This window comes from Aureibacter tunicatorum (assembly GCF_036492635.1).
Taxonomy (GTDB): Bacteria; Bacteroidota; Bacteroidia; order Cytophagales; family Cyclobacteriaceae; genus Aureibacter; species Aureibacter tunicatorum.
This window is the reverse complement of the sequence record NZ_AP025305.1, coordinates 861,246-887,480: the sequence shown is the minus strand read 5'-3', so window position 1 is coordinate 887,480 and position 26,235 is coordinate 861,246. Positions and strand designations below refer to the sequence as shown.

The 26,235-nt window shown below is 38.2% G+C and carries 22 protein-coding genes; 8 read left to right on the top strand and 14 right to left on the bottom strand.

Translation table 11 applies throughout. The annotated features are described in order from the left end of the window. Positions 1-2 precede the first annotated feature (2 nt). The gene (locus AABK36_RS03860; RefSeq protein ID WP_309937710.1) at positions 3-647 is read left to right on the top strand and encodes a CAP domain-containing protein; all 645 of its coding nucleotides are present in this window, start codon (positions 3-5) and stop codon (positions 645-647) included. Positions 648-710: 63 nt separating this feature from the next. Here AABK36_RS03860 and AABK36_RS03855 read toward each other — a convergent pair whose 3' ends face one another. From AABK36_RS03855 to AABK36_RS03830, 6 genes are all read right to left on the bottom strand, one after another. Continuing rightward, a complete protein-coding gene (locus AABK36_RS03855) occupies positions 711-2,516 on the bottom strand; it encodes a M64 family metallopeptidase (RefSeq protein WP_309937709.1) in 1,806 nt (601 codons plus the stop codon). A 14-nt stretch (positions 2,517-2,530) separates the two neighbouring features. Next, a complete protein-coding gene (locus AABK36_RS03850) occupies positions 2,531-3,040 on the bottom strand; it encodes a hypothetical protein (RefSeq protein ID WP_309937708.1) in 510 nt (169 codons plus the stop codon). 133 nt (positions 3,041-3,173) lie between these two features. Beyond that, positions 3,174-4,439, bottom strand: coding sequence for a Y-family DNA polymerase (locus tag AABK36_RS03845; protein ID WP_309937707.1), 1,266 nt, complete (start codon positions 4,437-4,439; stop codon positions 3,174-3,176). A 4-nt stretch (positions 4,440-4,443) separates the two neighbouring features. Then, a complete protein-coding gene (locus AABK36_RS03840) occupies positions 4,444-4,866 on the bottom strand; it encodes a LexA family protein (protein WP_309937706.1) in 423 nt (140 codons plus the stop codon). 133 nt (positions 4,867-4,999) lie between these two features. Next, complete coding sequence (locus AABK36_RS03835; protein WP_309937705.1) at positions 5,000-5,215, bottom strand: hypothetical protein; 216 nt, start codon at positions 5,213-5,215, stop codon at positions 5,000-5,002. A gap of 150 nt (positions 5,216-5,365) precedes the next feature. Continuing rightward, a complete protein-coding gene (locus tag AABK36_RS03830) occupies positions 5,366-5,779 on the bottom strand; it encodes a hypothetical protein (RefSeq protein ID WP_309937704.1) in 414 nt (137 codons plus the stop codon). A gap of 139 nt (positions 5,780-5,918) precedes the next feature. Here AABK36_RS03830 and AABK36_RS03825 point away from each other — a divergent pair, with 139 nt between their 5' ends. Genes AABK36_RS03825 through AABK36_RS03810 form a run of 4 tightly spaced genes read left to right on the top strand, consistent with a single transcriptional unit; the run spans position 5,919 to position 10,706 of the window. Beyond that, positions 5,919-7,394: a TolC family protein gene (locus tag AABK36_RS03825; RefSeq protein WP_309937703.1), complete on the top strand. Its 1,476-nt coding sequence runs from the start codon at positions 5,919-5,921 to the stop codon at positions 7,392-7,394. Then, positions 7,378-8,388 (top strand): HlyD family secretion protein, encoded by a 1,011-nt coding sequence (locus tag AABK36_RS03820; RefSeq protein ID WP_309937702.1) that lies wholly within the window; start codon positions 7,378-7,380, stop codon positions 8,386-8,388. Before AABK36_RS03825 ends, AABK36_RS03820 begins: the two co-directional genes overlap by 17 nt. A gap of 1 nt (position 8,389) precedes the next feature. Next, positions 8,390-9,568 (top strand): ABC transporter permease, encoded by a 1,179-nt coding sequence (locus tag AABK36_RS03815; protein ID WP_309937701.1) that lies wholly within the window; start codon positions 8,390-8,392, stop codon positions 9,566-9,568. Next, positions 9,558-10,706, top strand: a complete 1,149-nt coding sequence (locus AABK36_RS03810; protein ID WP_309937700.1) for an ABC transporter permease — start codon at positions 9,558-9,560, stop codon at positions 10,704-10,706. Before AABK36_RS03815 ends, AABK36_RS03810 begins: the two co-directional genes overlap by 11 nt. Here the strand turns inward: AABK36_RS03810 and AABK36_RS03805 are convergent. Continuing rightward, positions 10,703-11,104, bottom strand: a complete 402-nt coding sequence (locus AABK36_RS03805; RefSeq protein ID WP_309937699.1) for an SRPBCC domain-containing protein — start codon at positions 11,102-11,104, stop codon at positions 10,703-10,705. The two genes, AABK36_RS03810 and AABK36_RS03805, sit on opposite strands and share 4 nt — an antisense overlap. A gap of 55 nt (positions 11,105-11,159) precedes the next feature. Beyond that, positions 11,160-11,690, bottom strand: a complete 531-nt coding sequence (locus AABK36_RS03800; protein WP_309937698.1) for a hypothetical protein — start codon at positions 11,688-11,690, stop codon at positions 11,160-11,162. A gap of 180 nt (positions 11,691-11,870) precedes the next feature. Between AABK36_RS03800 and purB the strand changes: the two genes are divergently transcribed. Further along, positions 11,871-13,214, top strand: a complete 1,344-nt coding sequence (gene purB / locus AABK36_RS03795; RefSeq protein ID WP_309937697.1) for an adenylosuccinate lyase — start codon at positions 11,871-11,873, stop codon at positions 13,212-13,214. A gap of 26 nt (positions 13,215-13,240) precedes the next feature. Here the strand turns inward: purB and AABK36_RS03790 are convergent, their stop codons facing one another. The 4 genes from AABK36_RS03790 to AABK36_RS03775 form a co-directional block, all read right to left on the bottom strand. Continuing rightward, positions 13,241-14,449, bottom strand: coding sequence for a hypothetical protein (locus AABK36_RS03790; protein ID WP_309937696.1), 1,209 nt, complete (start codon positions 14,447-14,449; stop codon positions 13,241-13,243). Then, entirely contained in the window at positions 14,442-15,674 is a 1,233-nt protein-coding gene (locus AABK36_RS03785) for a multicopper oxidase family protein (RefSeq protein ID WP_309937695.1), read from the bottom strand. The genes AABK36_RS03790 and AABK36_RS03785 overlap by 8 nt, the downstream gene beginning before the upstream one ends. Positions 15,675-15,737: 63 nt before the next feature. After that, positions 15,738-16,235 (bottom strand): hypothetical protein, encoded by a 498-nt coding sequence (locus AABK36_RS03780; RefSeq protein ID WP_309937694.1) that lies wholly within the window; start codon positions 16,233-16,235, stop codon positions 15,738-15,740. A gap of 11 nt (positions 16,236-16,246) precedes the next feature. After that, the gene (locus tag AABK36_RS03775) at positions 16,247-19,954 is read right to left on the bottom strand and encodes an MBG domain-containing protein (protein WP_309937693.1); all 3,708 of its coding nucleotides are present in this window, start codon (positions 19,952-19,954) and stop codon (positions 16,247-16,249) included. A 228-nt stretch (positions 19,955-20,182) separates the two neighbouring features. On the opposite strand from AABK36_RS03775, the gene AABK36_RS03770 reads away from it, so the two are divergent. Continuing rightward, on the top strand, positions 20,183-20,392 hold the full coding sequence (locus tag AABK36_RS03770) for a hypothetical protein (RefSeq protein ID WP_309937692.1): 210 nt from the start codon (positions 20,183-20,185) through the stop codon (positions 20,390-20,392). Positions 20,393-20,397: 5 nt separating this feature from the next. Further along, positions 20,398-21,513, top strand: coding sequence for an FIST signal transduction protein (locus AABK36_RS03765; protein ID WP_309937691.1), 1,116 nt, complete (start codon positions 20,398-20,400; stop codon positions 21,511-21,513). A gap of 31 nt (positions 21,514-21,544) precedes the next feature. On the opposite strand, the gene AABK36_RS03760 is transcribed toward AABK36_RS03765, so the two are convergent. Together AABK36_RS03760 and lon are read right to left on the bottom strand one after the other, a co-directional pair. Continuing rightward, on the bottom strand, positions 21,545-23,284 hold the full coding sequence (locus AABK36_RS03760) for an ArnT family glycosyltransferase (protein ID WP_309937690.1): 1,740 nt from the start codon (positions 23,282-23,284) through the stop codon (positions 21,545-21,547). A gap of 432 nt (positions 23,285-23,716) precedes the next feature. Then, positions 23,717-26,119, bottom strand: coding sequence for an endopeptidase La (lon, locus tag AABK36_RS03755; RefSeq protein ID WP_309937689.1), 2,403 nt, complete (start codon positions 26,117-26,119; stop codon positions 23,717-23,719). Positions 26,120-26,235 lie beyond the last annotated feature (116 nt).

The following is a 26,235-nucleotide window of genomic DNA, read 5'->3' as shown; positions in this document are numbered from 1 at the left end:
ATATGAAAAGAAATTCTTTTTTTATCCTTTTTCTCTTACTATCACTCAGCCTTAGCTCTTGCACTGGAGCCGAAGCCACTAATGCTATTGAACAAAACAAGAAAATATTCAAAGATGAATTTTTCAAACAAGTAAACTTGGCCAGAACCCAGCCTCAAAAATATGCCGAAGAAGTCCTCAAAACATATTATGACAATAAGCAAGACAATGGAGCTTACAAGGACTTGATGAATCGCGAAGCTATTTCTCCTCTTGTCGACAATGAGCTGCTGGAAACAGCATCCATTTATTATTCCAAATATCTCGCTGACAACAATGTGCTGGGACATGATGAAAATGGAAGTCCTCAAGAAAGAAGCGAAGCTGTAGGCTATGATTATTGGGCAGGTGAAAATATCGCTGTCGGATTTATCGAGCAAGGGAATAAAGATCTTCAAAATGCATGGGAAGAGCCTATTGGCGCTGCCAAATTATTCGTCGCTCAATTAATCATTGATATGGGCGTGCCTAATTTGGGGCATCGAAAAAATATCTTGAATGCTACTTTTACTGAAATGGGCGTGGGATTTTACAGAAATGAAAAAGCCAAATACCGCAACTATGTCGTTCAGTCTTTTGGCAACGGTCCACTCACCGAAGAAAATTAATTGTAAAGAATAACCACAAAAACTTCATCTTTCGATTGCTTCTTTGTGGTTATTGCCTGACTTCTAATTGCCTTTTTTCACAACTTTCTGGGTTCTCACTTTTCCGGATTTTTCCCTCAACTGAATCAAATAAAGCCCTGCTTCTATATTGCCAACTTCAAGCACCGATCTTAATTCTACTGTTTCCCATTCTTGCAACAGTATTCCATTTTGACTCATCAGCCGCACACTTTCCAGCTGATCACTATTTTCCAAATTAACCTTGCTGTCAAATACGGTTGGATATACTTTTGGCGTATTTTCCTCTTCCACTCCCAATATTTGAGATTGATCTTCTATTTCAAAACTCAATGTCTTAAGGCACTCATTTTCATCTTTAACTTCCAACAAATAAGTTCCCGCAGTTAAGTTTTGATACAAATTTTCATCCTCAAACGATCCATTCGAATCCAAACGTGTCAACTTGACGCCCGCTCCTCCTGTGATTTCCATATGGACACTTCCAGAGCTATTTTCTGTAAAATGAGTCAACTCCAAGTTTACATCAATTTCCGCGGGTTCTTTCAACTCAAACGGGATAGTTTCCAGCACTTCGCCATTTTTTTCCCTAACTGAGACTTCATAAGTTCCTTTTGATAATCCATCAAATACGGGACTTGCTTGAAAATTCAGACCGTCAATGGAAAACTCATAAGCGTCAAGAGCAGTCTCGGAACTCAATATGGCCACTCCATCGCTCTCCCCATAACACGTTAAGTCCATGACTTCCACTGAAAATGACACTGTCGCCTGTTTCATCAAGGTCCAAGTCAATGTTTGAGAATGATCCGCCAAATGACTGCCGCTTCTGCTCAAGGCCGTTGTATCCGCTATCGTTACTGTCAACTTGCTTTCTCCTTCAATCAAATTATTAGCGTTTACAATTATTTCAGACATATTTTTATCAATCAACTCCCCATTCAATCTCCACTCTGTCTTAATCGTATTGGGTTGATTTGCTATGATATTCAATCTAAATGAAAGGCTCTCATCAGAAGCCAATTCCAACACTTCAATATTCGATGGCATGTATGACAAAAGCGGGCCTCTTAATTGATGAAACCGTTCCACAAAGGTCTCCTTGCATACCGCGCAAAAATCACGTCCCAAGTACTCCATCTTGCAATTTTGATGAGGCTTATACCAACTAGGATCTCCTGAATGGGCATATATGCCAACGCCAAAACTATCGTTCAACCAATTTTTCCATTTGACAGTCTCTGCATTATTATTCTTTGTCATATTCGGCTTTTCCGTCGCATAAACCGCTCCTGCCCAATACTCATCAGCTAGCTTGGCAAAAGAATGTCCAACTTCATGTATAGCAATTTCTGCCGCGCTCGCATTAGTCGAAAAAGTAGCCAGAGCTCCGCCTGAGCCTCCATATTTATCATCATTCACAATTATAATCGCCTGATCGTATTGTGGTATATTATCCGCCAACACAGCATAAACTTTAGAGCTTCGATACGGCACCAACAACCTTTCTATTCCATACGCATTATAAGAGCTCCCAAAATAATTATCAATCAAAGCATTAGGATCTCTTGAAGCTCCTGAAACATTAGAAGGCACTTTAATGGCATAAAAATTCAGATAGTTTTTGTATTCGACAAATGGCGATTCTTCCAAAAACAATTCCGTTACCTTTCTTACGTCTTCCAAATATTTATCTAGTTCCGACTCTCTATAGCCATCTCCCAGAAAAACATAATTAATATATTCATTCCGATCGCCACTTTCGTGGATAGGAACAACCTCAAAAGTTTGAGCATTAGCCATATGATTAGTGAAAATCATTGCTAAAAAAATAAAGTAGATTTTGTTCATATAGTCAGTGTTTGTTAGTAATCCATTTTCAGAATTGTTCGTTCCAAAACAGGTCTTTTGTCGCCCTGCCTTGTCTTACGATAGATCATTAATGCATGTGGTTGTATTGTCGTCGGCAATCTGAGCCAAATATTGGTGGAATCTTTTTTCACTAATACCCTTTTGAAATGTCCATCCGGGTGAGGGGCCTCCACATAAACTTCCAACGGATTCTCCAAACATAAATTAGCCACAGTGCTTCCCTTCTCGTCATATACCTCGACTCCATACTCTCCATCTAACACTTTCTCCCATGGTTGGAATCCTTTCAGCCTTCCTTTAGATGTTTTAACACTCTTCAGTTCGGCTGCAACAGTTTGACTTTCCATTTTCAAATACAACTCAAGAAAAACCATCCCTTCTTCCGTTTCCTGTTTCTCTTGCTTTTCACTTTGATTGCTTTCCAAAGTACCCGCTGACTGTTGAGTGCTCTTGCAGGCAAAAGCTAATACTGTCAGCACTAAAATTTTGAATATTCCTCTCATAATTATTGCCTAATATTAAAATTAATATAATTATAGGATAAGTTCTTCATTATATTTGGCTAAAAAACATAATAAAAGGAATTCTTAGGAGAATTTAATATCATTGAAAGGCAATCTAAAAAATAATGAAAATTCAAGCATCCGCTTTTATCACAAGCATGTCCTTCCAGCTTGTGCTATAACATGGAGAAAGATGCTCTTGTCTCAAACTCCAAGCCTTTTTCCCGAATCCTTGCGAAGCCAATTGAACACAGCTCTTTCCAAATTTAGCATTTATCATATCCAAGCCTCTCATCAAAGACTCATGTTTGTCTCTATCGACAGCGTCAAACAAATTCCCCGTCACTTCATTTTTGGGAATAATGCCATAAGCGACTACGCCAATCTTCTTATAACCGTAACCTTCCTTGAATATTCGTTGCAACAAATTCGCCGCGCACTTTGCCAGCTCTAAACTGCTGTCCGATGGCACTAAAAGATTTGCAGTCAATTGTCCTGAATATTGAGGCCTGTCATGCCGAAATCTATTAGTGCTTGCGAACACCTGCAAAGCCGAAGCGCAAGCTTTCTCTTCCCTAATTTTAATCCCGCATTGCATCACATGCGTCATCAAAGCCTCCTTCAACTCGTCCAAGGTGTGAATATCTTTGCCAAAAGACCTTGAAACACAAATGGATTTTTTTCTTTCTCTTACCAAGTCCAAAGAAATGCAGGAATATCCCTGAAGCTCTCTCTGCATTCTTAAACCAACTATAGACATGTGCTTTTTGACCCACTGGGCAGGCAAATGCGTAAAATCACTTGCGGTACGCACTGAAAGAAGTGACAATCTTTTGGCATGTTTTCGTCCTATTCCCCACACATCTTCCACGGATGTTAATTCCAATGCTTTTTGTCTCTTAATCTCGTCATCAATAAGACATACTCCTCCAAAACCTTTATGCTTCTTGGCTAGTCTATTTGCGATTTTGGCTAAAGTTTTAGTTTTTCCTATTCCCACGCAAATCGGTATTCCCACTTCTCGCATCACAGCTTCTTTCATGGATTTGCCTAGTTCCTCCAAATGTGCCATTCCTTTCATTCCCACAAAAGCTTCGTCTATGGAATAAACCTCCACATCGGGAGAATATCGCTTCAAAATATTCATCACGCGTTGAGACAGATCTCCATACAACGTATAATTGGACGAAAAAACACGAACATCATGCCTTTTAACCAATTCTTTGATTTTGAATATAGGCACTCCCATTTGAATTCCGACAGTCTTCGCTTCCGCTGAACGAGCAACCACGCAACCATCATTATTCGACAATACCACAACGGGCAATCCTTCCAACTGAGGGTTGAACACTCTCTCGCAAGAAGCGTAAAAACTATTGCAGTCCACTAAAGCATACATAAGCTTACAATTGTTTATGTATAGCGTAAGTAACCACTCCCCATATCATGAAGCCATCTTTTTCAGGCATTTCTCTTCCGACAGAACCTCTCTTCTTCATCAATGGTTGCAAGACACCTTCTTTAGAACAAAGTCTATCGACCATGAACTCTCCATCTATGCAACAAACCACAACATCTCCCTCCTTGGGAATTATTGATCGATCTATGACCAATACATCTCCGCTATAAATTCCCTCATCTTTCATCGCTTCCCCCTCAACACGCACATAAAATGTCGCCTCCACATTATTCACCAATTCAGCATTCAAGTCAACCAATCCTTCCAAACTATCCTCTACCGCCGACGGAATGCCCGCTTGCACATATCCAGCGACAAATGTCACTTTATGCGCTGCTCTTTTGCATATTTGGTAAAACGAGATCATCAACGATAAATAGCTAATTAAATTAGTTAATAACTCAACAAAAATAACAATTAAAAACTAATTAAGTTAGCTTAGCTAAAAATAAAATCCCTAACAAAAACAAAAGCCTCCATTTGGAGGCCTTTGACTAGTTTCAAATTCTATGATTCCCTCTGGACAATTCCAGATAAGCTTGATAAGTTGGACTCAACAAGTGAGCTTCTCTTTTTAAGCTTTTCCCCTTCTTCTTCTGGATAAATTCCAAAATTTTTCTGAAAGGATTTCCCTTAGGCAACATATGCCCAGAATGTCCCGACATCGAGGTTCTCAACCCCGTTTTCGCGGACGGAATGGCGATATTGAATTTCATCGTTCTCTAATACACTTGGTATTGTTTTCTTCGACAAAAGAACCAATTTACGTGCATTAAGATCCTAAAAACGAATTAAGATTATATGTAGTTTTATCCTAACAAACTTAACACTATCTTATTCCATAAAAAGATAATTTGGTATCATTTCTATCGCGGAGATCGATCTTCAAAGGTCTCGTTTTCCATGCGAAACATTAATGTGTCATCTGTCACGCTTTTAACAACCATTTGATACGATTGCTTTCCTCCCCAATAAGCTGTACTCACTTGCACTACCGAATCATTGAGAACTTTCCAACTACCATCATAATTGGCATAAGAAATTGGAGGTGTTCCGCACCAACCTGAGTTTTTTCGTTCATGCATCTTTCCTCTTCTCTCGAAAACAATTCCTCTGGTTTTCAAGCTATCCACTTTTTTATAAATATACATATCGCCTTTTCTGGAATCATAAACCCACTTGCCATACAATTCTTTCTTTTTCAGCTTAAACCCAGCAACAACTAAAATACACAAGCCCAGCAAAGAAAAAACAAACGTCTTTAATATCAATCTATTCATATACATTTCATTTTATACCCAATAAATTAAAATACAATTTTTTTCTCTGAATTTAAAATATCAATTAATCATTTTAAAAAACAAAAAACACCACTAATGATTAATAAAGTATCAGCCAGTCGATGGATTAAGATAGCATATGCGAAGGTTAGCCCATACAATTTCATTCATTTTAATATTCGTTTTAGCCACGAAGCCTGCCAAACCACAACAAGCTTCGGACAGCCTTAGCTTCAGCGAAGCCATGAGTTTGGCCTTCAAGCAAAACAAAGAATGGTTGATTGCAAACTCGCAAATGGAAGTCGCGCGCAAAAAACAAGACAAGCTCTCCGCCGTATGGTATCCCAAAATATCCGCAACAGGCACCTACACCCACTTGTCAAACGATATCAAAGTGGAAGAACCTTTAAGCATACTCACTGATCCTGTAAAAAACTATGTTGAAAAGGTCTTTCCAAATGAAAGAATCATCTCTGAATTGCTTGATAAAATAGGATCTCACACACTCAGCTTGCCTCTTTTAGACCAAAACTTAGCCACAGTCGATATCAATGCTTCTTGGCCGGTTTTCGCAGGCGGCAAAAGAATATATTCATCCCGAATAGGAAAATCCATCACTCAAATGGCTGGTTTTGACATGATACAAGCCGAATCATCGATCAAAACAGAAGTTGTCGAACGCTACTTTGGGCTAAGGCTTAGCAAAGAAGTCATAAGCATACGGGAAAAAACGCTCAAATCTCTCGACCTACACTACAACAACGCCAAAGCTCTGGAAGAGAACGGCCAGATCAACAGAGCTCAATTGCTCTTTGCCAAGGTTAGCCTTGACGAGGCTAAAAGAGAAATGGAAACCTCCCGAAAAGACTTCAATATAACATTGAAAGCGCTTAATGCCAGTATCGGAAATGATGAATATAAAAAAATCATCACAAGCACCCCGCTATTTATCAATCACAATATTCCCGACGAGGAGCACTTCAATCAAAGAATGTTGGAAAGCAATACCATAATCCAACAACTCAAGCTAAAGCAAAATATGGCGAACCAAGCCGTAAAGATCGAGCGCGCGGATTACTTGCCCAATATTGCTCTTTTTGGCAAGCAAACCCTATACGCTTATCATGTGCCTAAAAATCTAGTTCCTCGAACAATTCTAGGCGTTGGCTTTACTTGGAATATCTTTGACGGGCTCGCAAGGGAAAGCAAATACAAAATAGCCCAAATCAACAACAACACAATAGGCATAGGCATTGAAAAAGCTCAGGAAGACCTCAATGTGGGAGTCAGTAAGATTTATTCTGCCATGGAAGAGGCTTTGGAAAATGTCGCTTCGCTTAACAGCAGCTTGTCTCTAACTCAAGAACTGGTATCTATAAGACAACGAGCATTTCAAGAAGGCATGGCAACCTCCACGGAAGTAGTGGATGCAGAGTTGATGCTTTCAAAAGTGAAGGTGGCTTATGCGAAAGCTTTCTACGAATATGATGTGGCTTTGATCAAACTGCTCGGCTTATGCGGCATCGCGGAGGAATTTGAAGCTTATATGCAATCAGGCTATACAAAAGATGAATTATTTGAATCCATAAACCATGAAAATGGAACAAAAGAATAACGTTTCAACGATCGCCGCTTTTTCCATTGTCATTGGAATAATACTGGCAGCTTCAATCTGGGGGATTTTATCATTGCGAGAAAAACCAATCGTTCTTCAAGGAGAAATCGAGGCAAAACAGATAAGAGTATCAGGAAAGCTTCCCGGAAGAATATCTGAATATTGGGTGGAAGAAGGTCAAATGGTAAAAAAAGGCGATACCCTAGTTGCCATCTCAAGCCCTGAAGCTCTAGCCAAATATTACCAAGTGCTCTCTTTGGAAAACGCCGCTCAGGCTCAAAACCAAAAAGTAGACAAAGGCACTAGAAAACAAATCATACAAAGCTTGTTTGAAGCTTGGCAAAAATCAAAAGCTGATCTGGCCCTAGCCACAAAAACGCATAAACGTATTCAAAGCCTTTTTGAGGACGGAGTCGTGACCCGACAAAAAATGGATGAAGTGGAGGCTTTGTACTTAAGCGCTCAAGCTGGTGAAAAAGCTCGATATTATCAATATCAGCTAGCGCTTGACGGAGCTCAAAAAGAAGACAAAGAAGCGGCTCAATCGCTAGCCGATGCGGCCAAAGGAGGGGTAGAACAAGTTAAAGCCGTACTTTCAGACAGCAAGCTTACGGCTCCTTGCGATGCCGAGGTTTCTCAAAAAATCCTCTATCCGGGAGAGCTTGCAGGTCCTGGAGCTCCCATTCTAAGTCTAGTTGCTTTAGACCAGCCTTATGCGATCATCAACGTGAGAGAAGATCTTATGCCCCACTTTAAAATGGGGAAAAAATTCAAGGCTGACATTCCCGCATTGGCATTAAAACAAATCGAATTCAAAATCAACTTTATAAAGCCATTAGGCAGCTATGCTACTTGGCGAGCTACACGGCAATCAGGAGGCTATGATATGAAAACATTCGAAATACATGCCCTTCCCACTGAAAATCAAGACGGCTTAAGGCCGGGCATGACCATTCTGACAAAAATCGATTCCAAAACGCAGATTCCTCAATAGCATGCTTTCAGGTTTCAAACAAGTATTCAACCGCGAACTCATCAGAATAAAATCAAATAAAATTTACATTCTTTCTTGTGTGATTCTCCCTCTGTTTTGCATAGTCTATATGGCTACGATACTTGGAAATGGATTGATTACTAATTTGCCTATTGGCGTGATAGACCAAGATTACTCTTTCAGTTCCAGAAATATTATTCGAAATGTGAATTCAAACCCCAGCCTAAATATCATCTGCAAACTCAACAGTATCAAAGAAGCGAAAAAGGCACTGCAAGAAAAAAGAATATACGGATTCTTCATCATTCCCAAAAACTTTGAAAAAAACGCCTCTGCATTCAAACCGACAACTATTCCTTATTACTTTCACTATGCGCTTCTCACCGCGGGAAGCACTGTATATTCCGAATTAACCAAAACTCTCCGAACGATATCTTTTGCGCCTTCATTAACCAAAGGGCTAGCCTTGGGGTTGGATGCAAAAAGCATCGAATTCTCAATACTTCCCATCAAACCAATAATTCATCCAATGTCGAACCCCTCTCTAAGTTATTTCACTTACCTCAGTTCTTCATTTGTATACATATTGATTCAAATACTAATTATCTTGGTTACCATCTACTGTTTTGGAACTGAATGGTCAAAACGTACAACTGGTGCTTTATGGCATTTATCAAAGCATAGCACCTTAAGTCTGATCATTGGAAAACTACTTCCATACACCATAATATTTTTCACAGTCTATGTCATTGCCAACTCAGTATTTTTGCTCGCAATTAAGCCATCGCTTGCAGCTAGCACTATTATTCATATGAATATCGCATGCTTTTTACTTGTGATTTCAACTCAAAGTCTGGGGATGTTTATTTTTTTCATTGTAAGGAACTTTAGAATTGCCATGAGCATCGGCTCTATATTGGGATCATTGGGAGCCTCTTTGGCTGGAATCACATTTCCCGTGAACTCAATGTATGAACCAGTGCAAATCTTGGCGAAAGCTTTGCCGGTAAGGCATTTCACCTTAATCATGCAAAATGTCATCTATGGAAATAATCACGCGGAATTTGTCTTCACAGAATATATCATCCTATTCTCCTACACCGTGCTTCCATTATTAGCCTTGAATATTGTTCGCAAGCATCTAAATGTCAAACCACATGCGCAAACAAATGAAATCTAGCTTAAATTTCATACAACTTGTCAAAGATGAATTTCATGCTTTTTTTCATTGCAAAGCCGCGATGCTTATCGTATTTGCCGGTGTGATATTTTATTCCTTGCTCTACAACGTTCTCTATATGCCCAATGTCGTCAGGGATACACCCGTTGTCATCGTGGATCATTCTCAAACATTTCTAAGCAGATCGCTTATTAGAGCCGTTAAAGCAAGCAGTCACTGCAAAGTAGTCAGCCAAGAATCAAACATCGAGCATGCCAAACGACTGTTTATAAGACAAGAAGCCGAGGCCATACTTCAAATTCCAAAATCATTTGAAAAAGAGCTATTATCCAACAGGCAAACAAGCGTGGAAGTATATGCTTCAACCAGATCCTTCTTGTACTACTCGGCAATAGTAAAAACCATATCAGGAGCAATATCCGAAATACAAGATTTCACCAACCTAAAATCATACAATAACCCCAAACTCAACACTCCAATAAAGCTTATAAGCCATAATTTATATAATAAAGATGAAGGGTATGGGAACTATCTCATTCCCGAAGTGCTCGTGTTAATCCTATTTCAGACATTATTAATTGGAATTGGAATGGTCTCAGTCAATAGAAATAAAGCATTTGCAGATTCAACCCGCTCATATTCGAACTGGGCAATCATTCAAATCATAGCAGCCAGAAGCATATGTTTCATGACCGTATACATTCTATTGAGTTGCATAGCATTAGGTATTATCCCGAGTTTATTCAAGCTTCCTGCCATAGGAAATCAGGTTCAAATATTTGCCTTCATCATTCCTTTTCTCTTTTCCACTTCCATGTTGGGAATAGCCTTGGGGAGTTATTTCAAAGATGAAGAATCCACTATGCTAGCTTTTGTCTTCGCTTCTTTGCCTTGGCTTTTGCTTGCGGGGACATCATATCCATTGGAGTTAATTCCATATCCCTGGAAGGCAATGCATTATGCAATGCCCGCCACAATCACGACACTCAATTTCGTCAAAATGAATGCCATGGGAGCTTCCCTTTATCAAGTCAGGGAAGCCTACTGCATATTATGGATACAATCCATAGTATATTTTATTCTCGCGTTCTTTATCATTAAGGCATATATCAAAAAGAACATGCCTCAAAAACGTTAATCTTCGCTGTCTGATCCTTCTCCAAAAAACTCATCCAAAGAAGCAACATAAGTATCGTCCCAACCCGTTGTTATATCTTCATAAAACTCCTCTGGAATATTGGACTGTCTCACTTCCATAGAAGTTCCCTTCCTATGCTCATGCAACTTGATAGTCACGATGCTATCTTCATTTTCCTCGCCAAAATACCACTGCTGAACAATCTTCTTTCCCGGCTCAAACTCAAGATTTCTGCCCACTATGCTATCATCCCAAAGTGAAAACTCCGATCCTGGCTCTGTTGACATTTTTGCTTCTTCCCCTGACCATAAGTGAATGCTAAGAGGGTTGGTCAATGCCAAATACACTTCTTCAGGCGATGCATGAAGCGTATAGTATTTTTTAAAATCCTTTTTCATATACGATTATTATCTATGGGACAAAAATAATCATTTCCTTGAAAAAATGGCCGAATCACTTTTTCCAAAACATAAATATGTTTTTCAGCTTGTCCAGAATCTGTTTTTGAGCCATTTTCTTTCTGTCTTTCAAAAAATGTATCACTCCTTTCTGCAATAGCATATCGCCTTTCAATTGGTCTCTGATCAAAATAACAGAACCTATATAAGGCAAAACGGAAATAAAAGCCAAAGGAATGGAAATCCTATTTCCAAGGCTGTACTTGATGTAAAAAAATTTCAAACTAATATTCACTGACAAAAAAATGATCGCCGGAGCCGCTATCTGCCAAGTAATTTTTCCTTCCAATAATGAATACAGCACCGTCCCGGGTATCAAAATACTGTCCAGCCAAGCCGCTACAACACTCCATCCTACCAACACAGAGCTGACATATAAAAATCCCGTAATCTGATTATCCAAGATTTTCCCTCTCAAATAGTCCTTCTCATGAGATTCAAAGTTATCGGAATTAACTACGAAATAGCAAAATTCATCCTCCGCGCACACGCACTTCTCCTCAAATGTCAAGCTTATTCCTTTCATATTTTTCTCCTTTGTATTCTATTAAAAAAATGTAAATACGGTGATTTGTTCAACCAATTATGCCTTTAGACGAAATGAAACCGTCATTTTCACAAAAAATTTGAATTAAAAATTGTCAAAGTAGCCACAGGAGTTGTAATTTTGGATTTACCACTCATTCAAAATACTAACATATTAATCATGGAATTAAACACGCTAACGGCTATATCGCCAGTGGACGGAAGATACAGAAGGCACACAGCCTCTATGGCTCCTTACTTCTCGGAATTTGGCTTGATCAAATACAGAGTGCAGGTGGAAGTGGAATATTTCATCGCTCTTTGCGAAAAGCCCGTGCCTCAACTGGCATCAGTAGACAAAAGCATTTTTCCTGAATTGAGAAGCATCTATGAAAACTTCACTGAAGAAGATGCTTTGACTATCAAAAACACGGAAAAAGTAACCAACCATGATGTAAAAGCTGTAGAGTACTTCATCAAAGACAAATTCGACCAACTTGGATTGGAAGAGTATAAAGAATTCATCCACTTTGGCTTGACTTCTCAAGACATCAACAATACAGCGACGCCAATGCTATTGAGAGATGCCTTGCAAAACTGCCTGTATCCTGAGCTTGAAGAAGTAAAAAGACTTATCGAAGAGTGCTCGACTGCATGGAAAGACGTGCCAATGTTGGCGAAAACTCATGGCCAGCCCGCTTCTCCAACAAGACTAGGCAAAGAATTTAAAGTATTTGAAGAGCGTCTTGCGAAACAAATCGAGTTGCTAGCTACAATTCCTTTTTCAGCAAAATTCGGCGGTGCAACAGGGAATTTCAACGCCCACCACGTAGCATATAAAAATGACGACTGGCATGCTTTCGGCGACAACTTCGTCACTGAATATCTAGGTCTAAACAGAAGCAACCCTACAACTCAAATCGAGCACTATGACCACTTGGCTGCTTTATTTGACAACTTGAAGAGAATCAATACTATCTTGATAGACTTCAGCAGAGATGTATGGCAATACGTTGCTATGAATTACTTCAAGCAAAAAATCAAAGAAGGCGAAGTTGGGTCGTCGGCAATGCCTCACAAAGTCAACCCAATCGACTTTGAAAATGCTGAAGGAAACTTGGGAATTGCCAATGCGGTTTATGAGCACCTTTCTTCAAAACTGCCTATTTCAAGATTGCAAAGAGACCTTACAGACTCTACTGTCTTGAGAAATATCGGAGTGCCTGTGGGACATGCAATGATCGCATTTAAATCTTTGCAAAAAGGCATAGGCAAACTAGAACTTAACGAGCTTGCAATCGCTAATGACTTGGAAGAAAACTGGGCAGTAGTAGCTGAAGCGATCCAAACAATACTAAGAAGAGAGGCTTACCCTAAGCCTTATGAAGCGTTAAAAGCATTGACTCGTACGAACAGTAAAATTACTGCTGCATCTATTGCAGAGTTCATCGAAACGCTTAATGTTAACGAGGATATCAAAAAAGAACTGAGGGAAATTACTCCTTCGAACTACACAGGATTATAAAAAAAAGCTGGCTTAGGCCAGCTTTTTTATTTTATGTATTTATGCTCCAAATTAAGTATCGAGTATCTATCATCAAACTGGCTGTTGAAAATCTTGTCAAAACTAAAGACCAAAGCCAATTGAATTCTATGCTTATCATCCTCCAATACATTTAAAACCTTTCCTTGATTCAGGTTGTACTTGTATTGCAAGCCCACATCAAAATTATTCCCCAATCTGTAAAAAAAGTTATAATAAGCCATCATTTGTTTAGTATCATCAACTTTGGAGAAAAACTTGTACCCAAAACCTCCTGAGCTTATCAATAGTGGTTTTTCAAGCTTTCTATAAACAAACCGCAAAGCGCCAAACAAAGCAAAAGTTTCAGTCCTTGTATAATCTTGATAGGTAGTAATATTATCTATTTCTTTAAAGCCTTCATTGTATATCACTTGCCCTGAAAAATCCCAAAAATAAACTGGATCAGGGTTGATATTCAACATAAAAGATCCCAAATAATTTCTAATTGATTGGGAAGCCCAGCTTCCATACCCCTCTCTACGAGTCAAATAGTTCAAGACACTCAAACCAACCTGTTGAAGGACATTTCTATTCCATATTTCGCTGTCAGGCACTTTGTACATAAGCTCCAATCCCAAAGCGTTGACAGAAAAATTTTGTCTGTCAATTTCATCAATATAATTGTCCGCATGAAAGCCAATTGAATATCTTTGATTAATTATATGCGTAAAATCAATCATATTCGCATATTGATTGTCTTCCGTATTAATCCCATTTGAGAATGGATTAAGTGAATAATTCAAATCGATAGCATCATCATCTCTTAATGTTGGAAAATCTATCAGTTTTGAAGGCGCATTTGTTCTACCCAATTTGAAAGTATTTCTTTCATTTTCAACTTGAGTAAAAACTTGCGTGTAAAATATTTTACCCAAGTCCGCATTCACATCAGGAAACTGCATACCAAAAATAAATTGCCCTCTCCAAGCATTGTATAATTTCTGGCGCATTCCAATCATCAATTCGGTATCCGAAAAATCGACATAATTTTTACCTGTCAGTGGATCAAAATTAAATGATGTCACCGCTTTCACACCAACAGGGAAATCGGGCTGAAGCTCATCCTCTCCTAGCATTCCGCCATTATATTGGCCAATGGAATCAAATGGAAGCAACAACATCATTCCAGCAAGCGCGAATACTACTCTTTGAAATCCGTTCATAGCTTTATTCATCTAGTGGATATTTAGGCAAAGTGCCTCCATCAAACGGAAGTTTATGTCCTTGCTCTGCCATTTTTTTCAAATTGATATTTCCTGAATATTTAACCACATCCCTCTCTTCAGGAGGCAAGTCCTCATAAACCAAAGTAGTCAATGTTCCTCCAGGATAAACACCATTATTAGTAACCTTCCGTGTATCATGATCATGAAAAGTCCAAATACCTCGATTATTGCCTTCAATAATGATATCATTGGTTTTTCCAGGCATCAATGGAATCGTGTTCGCTTGATTAGGATCAGGCAGAGGCCTTCCATCATCCGCAACCTGCCAAAAATCATGTCCATGAAGATGCAAATAATAGGCTACATTTCCCGCATTGATCAATCTCACTCTAATCTTCTCACCTTCTTTAATGAACAATTCCGGAGCATATGGATAAGATTTTCCATTGATTGTAAACCAATTCGGCTGAGGCAAATCCGCAGGAGCTCTTCTGTTGACCAAATACGGAGGCTTATATCCTTTATTTACAGCATTTTCAAAATCTTCAATAGAATCAAAAGTGTCCCATCTTTCAGAGTTATACCTGCCATTTTTCATCAAATAAGACCTTTCCTTCATCCTATAAAGCATCCTGTTCATCTCTTCCCTGATAAAGTTCACATCATGAGCTGAATAGACCATCACGTACTCTCTATCATAAGGAAACCTCTTTTTGATTGGATCATCAGGATCTTCAATAATAAAACTTCCATACATACCTGCCTGCATGTGCATGACTGTCCCCCAATGGCAATGGTAAAAATGAGTGCCCGTAGGTTCCGCGACAAATTCATACACAAAAGTATTATTGGGCATAACGGGAAATTGATTCACAAAAGGCACTCCATCCATACGCCATGGCGTGTGAAGTCCATGCCAATGAATCGTATGGTTAAGTATGGTATTATTATGAAAATACACCCTTACTTTATCGCCTTTGTTTACTCGTATTTCAGGTCCGGGCAATTGATTATTGAAAAGCAACGTATGATATTTCATGCCATAAGCGGGCTCATGCACATCAATATCAACAGTAAGGTGAAATTCTTTCCAATCTCCGTCCATATTGTACTCCAGTTGGCGCGGAAATTTTTTCAAATTTTCCTTTCTATAAGCTTCTGAAAATATTTCATTAGGATTAATCATAAGGCCAGAAGCCAACAAAGAGGATGACAGGAACTTCCTTCTATCCATATTGGTCTTATTATCTAATTAAAAAAATACCTCTGGAAATAACTCCAGAGGTATTATGGAAATTTATCTTGAAGCCTTGATCTTCAAATTCAACTCGCCTCTTTCTTGAGTATGAGTAAAGTTGAGCGAGCTTTGCAATACCAAATTGCTCTCATCCACTGAGCTAATGTTAAACACCATTGGGTTTGTCACAACTTGTGGATCACCTCCCACACCTTTGGTTCTTTTCAAATTGTCCACTAGGTTCTCATCCATGGAAATATCAATAGACTTTCCATCATCTGAAAGCGTCCAAGATATTTCACCACCAGCCAAAGAGCCAGAACCATCGGCATTTAATTTTAAAACTTTTCCTTGTAGATTAGTCTCAAACATATTCTCAATAGCACTGTTCACCATTTCATGCAAATTCGAATTCACATCTGCTGAAGCGCTATCAATACTCCAACTCCCAACAATTTGTTGACTCACAGGAGTAGAAGAAGAGCTATCGTCGTCATTACTACACGCAGCGAACATTGAAATTACTGCCAGTAAAAAGAAGTACTTTAATTGTCTCATAACAATTTTTATTATTTAAGTATGAATTTTACATTTTCAACTCCATCATTGGAGATCAATCTTAGCGTATATGTTCCGGCAGGAACATTTCCTTTTAAGCTTAATACTGAAGTCTCAGCATTCAATTGTTTCGTCAAAAGCACGACACCTTGCAAACTGATTACTTCCACTGACATTTCGCTTGCCCCGTTTTTCTCAATTATCAATTCACTATCCGTCGGATTAGGGTAGACGTTTACACCAAGGTTGTTCAAAATTTCATCCGATGAAATCAACTCAATGGTCAAACCAGCAGTTGCTTCCCCTTCATAGTTGATATCATTTACTACCGCTCTCACCGTATAACTACCAGGCTGCACCGGCAACTCTTTCTTATTGTTATAAGAATAATCAACTGTCAAATTAGCTGGGATAGTCGTAGCAACAAGAGTTTTAGGAGTTCCGTCAAACAACACGACTTTGCTATCCAATGTCACGGTAGCTCTAGCTTTGGTAATTGTCAATGTCGCATTATCGCTTACTGTCTCATATCTTGAATCGTCAATTGTAGCTGTAACATTATAGGCTCCAGCGTTAACAGGCTCTTCTTTCACTTGATTATAAGTGTATTTGACTCTAAGCCCATTTGGAACTGTGGTCGCTATCAATTTTTTAGATCTACCATCATATACAAAGCTGTCATCTTCCACTGTTATTGTCGCTTGCCCTTTGATAATTTGAAGCTGAGCTGTCACTGGTGAATTTCTTTCAACATAATTTCTCTCATTCAATTTGGCCTCAACCATATAAGTTCCAATATCTGTTGGCGCTTGATCTGATCCATTATATGTGTATGTCACATTCAAGCCTTCAGGGTCGGTAGTCGCTACCAAGAATTTCCTGTTGCCATTGAATCTGAATGTGCGGTCATCTAGCATTACATCCGCTTCCGCCTTGTGAATAACCACATTCGCTAATTTCGTTCCTTGATAGTTAGGATCAACGATAGTAACTGTTGCGTGATAATTCCCTGAATTTACCGGAGGATCTTGGCTTTGCTCCGATTGAACAGGCTCGGCATAAACAACTCTGTAATTTAAGTTTTCCGGCTCTGTCATGACATCCAGTGGCGTTGGATTTCCATCATAAATCTTTTGAATTGAATTAGTGATTATCTTGGCTTTAGCTTTTGATATCACCAAATTTCCAATACCTCCACCTTGATAGTTGATATCATCTATTTCTCCTCTCACCACATATGAGCCAGCATCTGTTGGCGCCTCTTCATCATCATTATAAGTTAATGTGAAGTCCAAACCTTGAGGTTCCGTATAACCTGTGACTCTAATAGGCTGTCCAGTATAAGATGTATCATTCAAACTTTCGATAAATAACTCCGCTGTAGCTTTTTGGATCGTCAATACAGCACTGTCGCTACCGTAGAAATTGTCATTTTCCTCAAGATAAACCACATTTTTATAAACTCCCGCGTTCAAAGGCTCGTCTGGACCCGGATCAAAATCATACATCAAATATTGAGCGGCGGAATCAGGATAAACTGTAGGTATAATTTTCTGTCTCTCACCTGTATAGACTGTCGTCTCGTCTCCGATATCAAAGCTTACTTCCAACTTGTTTATTTCCATAGAAGCTGTAGCTTCACCTACATAGTTCTCCAAGTTGATTACCGCCTCCACATCATAGTCTCCGGCATTGCTTGGAGCTGTGCCTAATCCATCGTATGTAAAATCGATATAATTTTCAAAACCTGAAGGAACTGTTCTAGCGGTAGTATAAGCCCTCTGTAATCCATTATAAGTCATTACAGTATCTCTTAATACAATTTCTATTGTATCAGGCACAATAGTCAATACTGCGTTTGCAACACCTTGATACAATGGATCATCAATCTGAGCATTCACTGAATAAACTCCTTCATCGACAGGTTCTTCGGATTCGCCGTCATATGTAAAATCCACAGTTAAATTAGCCGGCACAGTAGTATAAGACAAGCTTTTAGGATCACCGTCATACGTAAATTCCTCATCAACAATAGAAATAGATGCCAAGTAAAATGTATCTGTAGCATATGTCAATAAAGAGAAATTAGGGTTTGAAACTTTACACCAAAACAATCCATTATCCCCATCTTCCGCAATATAGCTTCTACTGGTAGCTCCTTGAATATCCTCGTCGTCGTTAACCCATTGGTAAGTATTTCCAATCGTATTGTCGTCATTTACTGTTAAAACAAATCCCTCTTCTTGTGAAGAATAAACTGGGCTTTGAGTATATAAAAAGTCTTGAGGAGAATAATTAACCCCATTATTCAAGTTGAATGTGGAATTATATAAATCCTCCAAACTAAATTGGTTGTCATTAAAGGCCAATGAATCTATGGCCAAAGAAAAAGTAAAAGGTGCATCCAAATTATTATTGTGCACATGAAATACTTCAAGATTAGACAAAGAGGACACTTCATCGGGAATAGTCCCTTCTAACTCGTTATTGTCAAGATAAATTTCCTCAAAGCTGATGGTTTCACCAATACTTGTTGGTATCTCGTCATCAAAATCATTATCTCCCAAATCCAAAACTTTCAAAGCCGGGATTCTAAAAACACTCGGATGAATACTCCCTGACAACCTATTACCAGACAAATCCAAAGTGCTTAAAGACACCATATTAGTCCACTGAAATGGCAAATTTCCTGTGATTGCATTTCCAGAAAGATCTAACTCTATCAAAGCTGTAAGCGTGAAATACTCGGATGGCAAAGTTCCTCCCAATAGGTTTCCACTCAAATCAAGCTTTACTAGATTAAGAAGCTCATCTAAAGAGGTAGGCAAAGAGCCTGTAAACCTATTATCCGACAAATCCAATATCTCCAAAGCAGTTAAGCTGCTCAATGTGCCTGGAATGGCAAGGTTGAGTTCATTATTCGATAAATTTAAAACTTTCAAACTTGTCACTAATGAAAGACTATTCGGTATTGAGCCAGTCAATCCATTATTGTCCAAATACAAATGCGTCAAATTCACCAAATTCGAGATGTTGGTATGAAGTGTTCCCGTCAATTCATTTTTTCCTAAGTTTAATCTTTTCAACTGAACAAGGTCATATATACCACTATGCAATGCTCCTGACAAGCTGTTATTTGACAATACTAAATACTTCAAATCATCAAGATCCTTTAAATCTTCAGGATAATCCCCTTCCAAATTATTGCTGCTCAAATTGATGGCGTCAACACTGTGATTGTTTATTGTCAAACCATACACTGGGTCTCGAATCACTTCATCATCCAATATCTGAGACCAACCTTCGTTGTCAACCCAATCATCTCCGTTAGTGTCATTGTACAAGCTTTTTAGAGCGTCTCGCTCAACTGGATTCAAATCTAACGATGGATTCGAAGTAGTGGAGATTAAGGCCATCTTCAAATGATCCAATGAATCCAAAGTTGTATGCGCCACGCTTCCGACAAGATTATTGTCGTATAAATGAACAGCCTTGACTGAATCATTGCTGATAGTCACCCCTCTGACAGCTCCAGTTATGCTCGAAGGAGTCGCTCCTTGTCCCATTATTTGATTCCAACCGGATTTATCCGTCCATTGATCTCCATCCGTAGACTCATAAATCCTCTTCAGAGCATCAAATTCCTTTTGGCTTATTTGCCCCATAGCAATAGTCGCTGACATAATGGGGACAACAAGTAGAAGTAAGATTTTTTTCATAATTTATAAAAAAGATACACGATAATGTTTGACACTATTAGAATCCTTTTCATTAAAAAATGTTTAGATAAGGTGATTAAATTATACATTCAAAAATTCACATCTTTATTATTCTAAAAATAGCAAAATATTTTCACCCTAAATTGGGTAATATAAGGGGCAAAAAGCCTTATATTTATACCCAATTACTAAAACATCAATAATCTCAAGTAAGCTGACGTGAAAAAAATGATCGACTACATTATTCATGAGAAGGCACAAGGAAATACTTTTCAGGAATTGAATTTTACCATGAAACTAATGTTGAAAGGGATACCCGTAAAACATATCACAGATGAAAGTGTATATGATCCCTCAATTGTAACCCTCATCAGGCAAGCTGCCGACGAATTTGAAGTGAATTTGCCAGAGGAATTTTTCAAACTTAATAACAATTAACTTTTATGAGCTATCAGGTATTATTTTCGCAAAAGACAAACGCGAAAGAAGCGGTAGAAGAGCTAAAACAACAAAAACAAACCAACGAAACTGCTTTGGTGCTCTATTTTGCATCTCCAAAGCACTATGAACTGAACTCGCTTGCCAGCGAAATGCAATCCGCATTTGCTCCCGCTATTGTCATAGGCAGCACAAGCGCTGGTGAAATCTTAAGCGGCCAAATGACTCATGACTCCATTGTCGCTATGTGTTTTGACAAAAAACAAATTGGAAATGTAAAAGTCCAGTTGCTGGAAAACATAAGCAAAGGAGGCAGAATAGTCAAGGACGCTTTCAAGAATTTTGAAACGCACTTCAACATCAAAATGAGAGAAATGAGCCACGAGGATTATCTTGGCATGTTGATGATTGACGGACTAAGCCATAAAGAGGAATGGCTGAACGACCAAATTGGCAACTTGACAAAAGTTCCTTTTATAGGCGGCTCCGCTGCAGACAATGGTGAGTTCAAAGAAACATCTTTATTTTATGAAGGAAAAGTTTACAAGGATACAGCGATTTTAATGATTGCCAAGCCCGAAGTTTCATTCAAATTGCTTAAAAGCCAAGGATTCAATGTTACTGACAAGCAATTGACTCCAACCAAGGTAGACGAAGAAACTAGAAGGGTCATAGAATTCAACAATAAGCCAGCGAAAATCGCATATGCGGAAGCATTGTCGATCAGCCCGGAAGAAGTTGAAAGTGCATTCTCCAAATATCCACTTGGACTTATCTTTGATGAAGAAAACCCATTTGTAAGAAGCCCAAGGAGCTTGGAAGGCAACGATATCGTATTTTTCTGTCAAGTAAAAGAAGGTGTTCCTCTTCAACTCCTAGAAGCAAAATGCATCGTTGAAACTACTCAAAAAGATCTTGAAAACGTAGAAAAGGAATTGGGCAGCATATCAGCCATTGTCAATTTCAATTGCATCCTTAGAGCGAAGCAATTAGAAAAAGAAAACATTACGGATAAATATGCTGAGCTATTCAAAGATACTCCTACTATTGGATTCAACACTTATGGAGAAAGTTTCATTGGACATATGAATCAAACATCCACCATGTTGATTATGAACTAATACATAAAATAAAAGCCCGAAAATCGGGCTTTTATTTTACTACTATTTTATATAAAGGGCTATTCAAGCCATCAACTAATCGATTCTCTAGCATCAATCGCAGTTGATAAACTCCAGGCTCTTCTGGTATCGTCAAACTCATCTGTTGATAAAACTTCTCCTGGCTTTCAAGTTCCTGTTTTTTCAATTCCAGTGGCTTTTCTCCTTTGAAAAACTCTCTTTGATCATTCGCGAATGAATATGTCAAATACGGGTGTAATTCATTATTAGCATTAAAGTCCAAATCATAAGCGTAGGGATTGCTAATTTCTAAGTCAAGAGTAATTCCAACACCTCTCTCGTACTCTTTTTCAATATTTGTGGCAATAACCTTGACTTTCTGATAGCTTCTGAAATTCTCGATCACACCGCCAAAATAATACTTCTCATCCTCTGAAATAGAATCCGAAGCATATTCATGCTTGTTGGATTGCAATACAAAATAAACATCTTTTCCCTGGAAATAATCTTCAGCCGAACTCATATCAAAATGATTCTTCCGATACTTCATTCCATTAAGCACAAATGCTTTGCTTTGTCCATAGAACATATACTTGGAAGGCTTTTGAAAAGAGTCTTTAAACACAACAGGCAAGCCTTTAGCATTTTGATCAATCTTAGGACCCAAGCTTTTCCAATGATGAAATGCCGTAATCACAGGAGACTTCAAGAATGGAAAATCCACAATCAAAATTATTCTCATCAAAATAAAAACAACAGCGGAAAACATGAAAAGCTTTGCATACCACCCCTTAACTTTTTCATTGTCCGCAAAGTGTTTCAATCCCAATATTACCATTGGCAACATTGCCAAATAAGTCCAATGCGCTTCAACTCTGCCTTTGAATGTCGATATTAAGAAAAAAACGAAAATGCCTATAAAGTTGAATTTAAGAGATCTGTCAAAACTATTTTTCGGTTTAAAAACCACAGCGCCATAAAATGACAATAGACCTGTAAAGCATAGTACTCCTAATTGGCTTCCGATAAATTCAAATGTATTGCTCCACTGAAAAGCTCTGAGCGATCGACCAAAAAGATGATAATTTATTGTTGGAAAGTCATTAGCATATTGCCAATAAATATGGGGGGTATATAACAGTATCGACAATCCAAAAACCATCCAAAAGCTTGGCTTAGTCAATAATTTAATATTCGAAATCAAAGTAAAAAACACCAATAAAACAGCGTGATATTTACTGTAAAGCATCAGAGAAATTACTGCCGCCAACAAAAGTGAATTAACGAAAGAGTCATCTTTCAAATACTTCTTATAAACGAGAAAAAACAATGATCCAAAAAAGAAAAGAGGGACATCAGGCGTGGTTATGAAACCATAGACTTGGAGCAATGTCAATGAAAACACCGCATATACAAAAAATCTAATATCTCCTACCTCGTCTCTTACAATAAGCCAAATCTGATAAATTGACAACGTTCCTAATGTCACTGTCAACAATCTCACGCCAAGCTCATTATTAAAAATTGAATAGCCCGCTTTTATCAACAAAGCGACCATCGGCGGATGATCAAAAAAGCCCCAATCTAAATTCTCAATCCATGTCCAATAATAAGCTTCATCATCATGAAGTTCCGTAAATAATGACTGAATGATATTAATTGCGAACCATATGCCCAATGACCAAAACAAGAATTTCTTATCATGTTGACCATATAAATCTCGAGCATTTGAAATTTGTGTATTTTCAATATCTATTTCTTGAGAAATCATTCTTAATCGAATTAATAAGCTTGAATCGCCCTTTAAAATTATATAATATAGTCTGCAAATTCGCAAATATTCCTCAAAATTGAAAGAAGAATACATTTATCTTAACATAAAAAAAGGTGTAAAAATAAATCTTAAACCAAAATGTCAATCTATAAATTGCAAAACAAATTTTATAAAAACTTTACATAAGGTCATTTAAAAATCACCATAACAAACTATTTATCAAATAATTAAAACCAACCAAAATAATTCCACTACTACAAATGGAATTATCATGTATATTTTCACTTTTTAATTTAGGCCTTGAAAAAAATAAAAACTCTTGTGTAAAATAATTTTCATTGAAATGAAAAACTAAGCACATTCCATTTTAACCACAAGAATATAACTTATCCATAAACCAAACCATACACCTTATCTTTCATCTGCCCATTAAAAGTGTCCCTCCAAAGCGATTTTCAAAACCTCTTCAAAGTGATCCACAAAATGAATTTTCACATCTTCTTTGATAAATTCATCCAACTCTATAAAGTCTTTTTCATTTTCCTTCGGCACAATCAGCTCTTTTATATTCACTCGTTTTGCAGCTAAAATCTTTTCCTTCAATCCGCCAATAGGAAGCACCTTGCCTGTCAAAGTTAATTCGCCAGTCATAGCCACATCATTTCTAACAGGAGTTTCTATCGCCAAAGAATACAAAGCCAGAGCTAAAGTTATACCTGCCGAAGGACCATCTTTTGGCGTTGCTCCTTCTGGTATATGCACATGCACAAAGTGCTCATCAAAATAATGGTTATCCGCATTTTGTTTAGTGATCAATGATCTTACATATGAATATGCCAACTCCGTTGATTCTTTCATCACGTCGCCAAGCTGTCCAGTTTGCTTGAATCCGGCAGAAGATGACTTAATTCCTGAAGCTTCAATATAAAGTGTTGATCCTCCATAACTAGTGTAAGCCAGTCCCAATACAACTCCAACTTGATTGGTATTGTATAATTTCTCCGTATGGAATACAGGCTTTCCTAAAAACTCTTCGAGATTCCCCACATTGACGTCAATTTTTGACAAGCCCTCTTCTGTAATCTTCAGGCTTGCCTTTCTCATCAGTTTCCGTATTTGCTTTTCCAAGTTTCTAACTCCTGCTTCACGGGCATATTTATCGATGATTTGATCCAAAACATCCTTGGGTATTTTGAGCTCACTTTCTGCAATGCCGTTTTCCTTATATTGATGAGGTATAAGGTAATGCTCCGCTATTTCAAGTTTTTCTTCTTTTACATACCCCGAAAGTCTGATCACTTCCATTCTATCCAAAAGCGGTTGAGGAATTGTATCCAACTGATTCGCTGTTGTTATGAATAATATTTTTGACAAGTCAAAAGGCACATCCAAATAGTGATCAAGAAAATCAGAGTTTTGCTCTGGGTCCAAAACTTCCAAAAGAGCAGAAGCAGGATCGCCTTGATAGCTAGCCCCTACTTTATCAATTTCATCCAGCATAATTACTGGATTCGCTGTTCCGACTCTCTTCAAGCTTTGAATAATCTTACCGGGCATGGCCCCTATATATGTTTTCCTATGGCCCTTGATCTCAGCCTCGTCACGCATTCCTCCCAAAGAAAACCGAAAGAACTTCCTATGCAAAGCATTTGCTATGGATTTTCCTATCGACGTTTTCCCAACACCCGGGGGTCCTACTAAGCACAAAATGCTTCCTGAAACGGTGCCTTTTCTTATGATCGTATTCAAAAACTCTAAAATCGTATTTTTAACATCTTTCAAGCCATAATGATCTCTATCCAAAATACCTCTAGCCTCCTTGAGATCTGTATTATCTTCCGAATAAACGCCCCAAGGCAGGTCGGTTATCAACTCAAGATAATTTCTGGAAACCGCATATTCTGGAGATTCCACATTGATCATTTTAAGCTTGTCCAACTCACTGTCGACCACCTTTTTCGCATCTTCATTAAGCTTCAGCTTTTCAAGCTTTTGCTCAATCTTTTCAACATCGCTTTCCTTATCCTCTTTTTCTATTCCAAGCTCTTTCTTGATAGCTTTAAGCTGCTCTCTTAGAAAGTACTCTTTTTGCTGCTTTGAAGCTGTTTCCTGGATATTCTTATTGATTTTATCTTGAAGCTTTGCAACTTCAATGTCCTCTTTCAATAGTCTCAATAGAATATCCGCTCTCTTCTTAATATCAAAAGTCTCCAATATAGACTGAAGCTTTTCAGCCTCTGGCGCTAAAATATAGGCGATGGTATCAATCATTCTACCCGGATGTTCAAATGAAAACTGCGTTAGAAGCATCTTCAGTTGTTCTTGAAAGATCGAGTTATAATTGACAAGCTCTTTGACCTCAGAACTGATTGCCATCAAATAGCCTCTCAATTCCTGATCATTGCCAATGCTTGGCTCATCATAATAGCTAACCCTCCATCTCAATAAATCATCGTTCCCAACTTCGCTTCTTCGAGTGAACCTCTTTATACTTTCCACAAGAACTTCCGAATGTCCCGGCGTTACCTTCAAAATCTTCAAAATCCTGACAACGCAACCTACTTCATAAAATGACACAGGCTGTTTGTTCTCGTCATGCTCTTTAGGCAATACAAGTCCCATGATGCCATCATATTTTTCATTGATGATATCAATCTGTGTAACATGTTTTTCTCCAACAAAAGATATTGGTAAGTTGATTTCAGGAAAAATCGGTTTGGGATAAATCGGCATAATCGCAATATCCTCAGGCAACACTGTATTCACCAATTGCAAATCCAATGGAGCTTTCTCCTCCTGATTCATATTGCCATTCTCTCTCTCGTCTGTCATAAATTCCATGAAGTTGTTGAAAATCCACCGCTACCATCGGCTTTCATTTCTTATAATAAACTTCATTTGGGTTTTGTTCAACCGACTAAAGTGAATTAAGCGCTATATTGAATCAA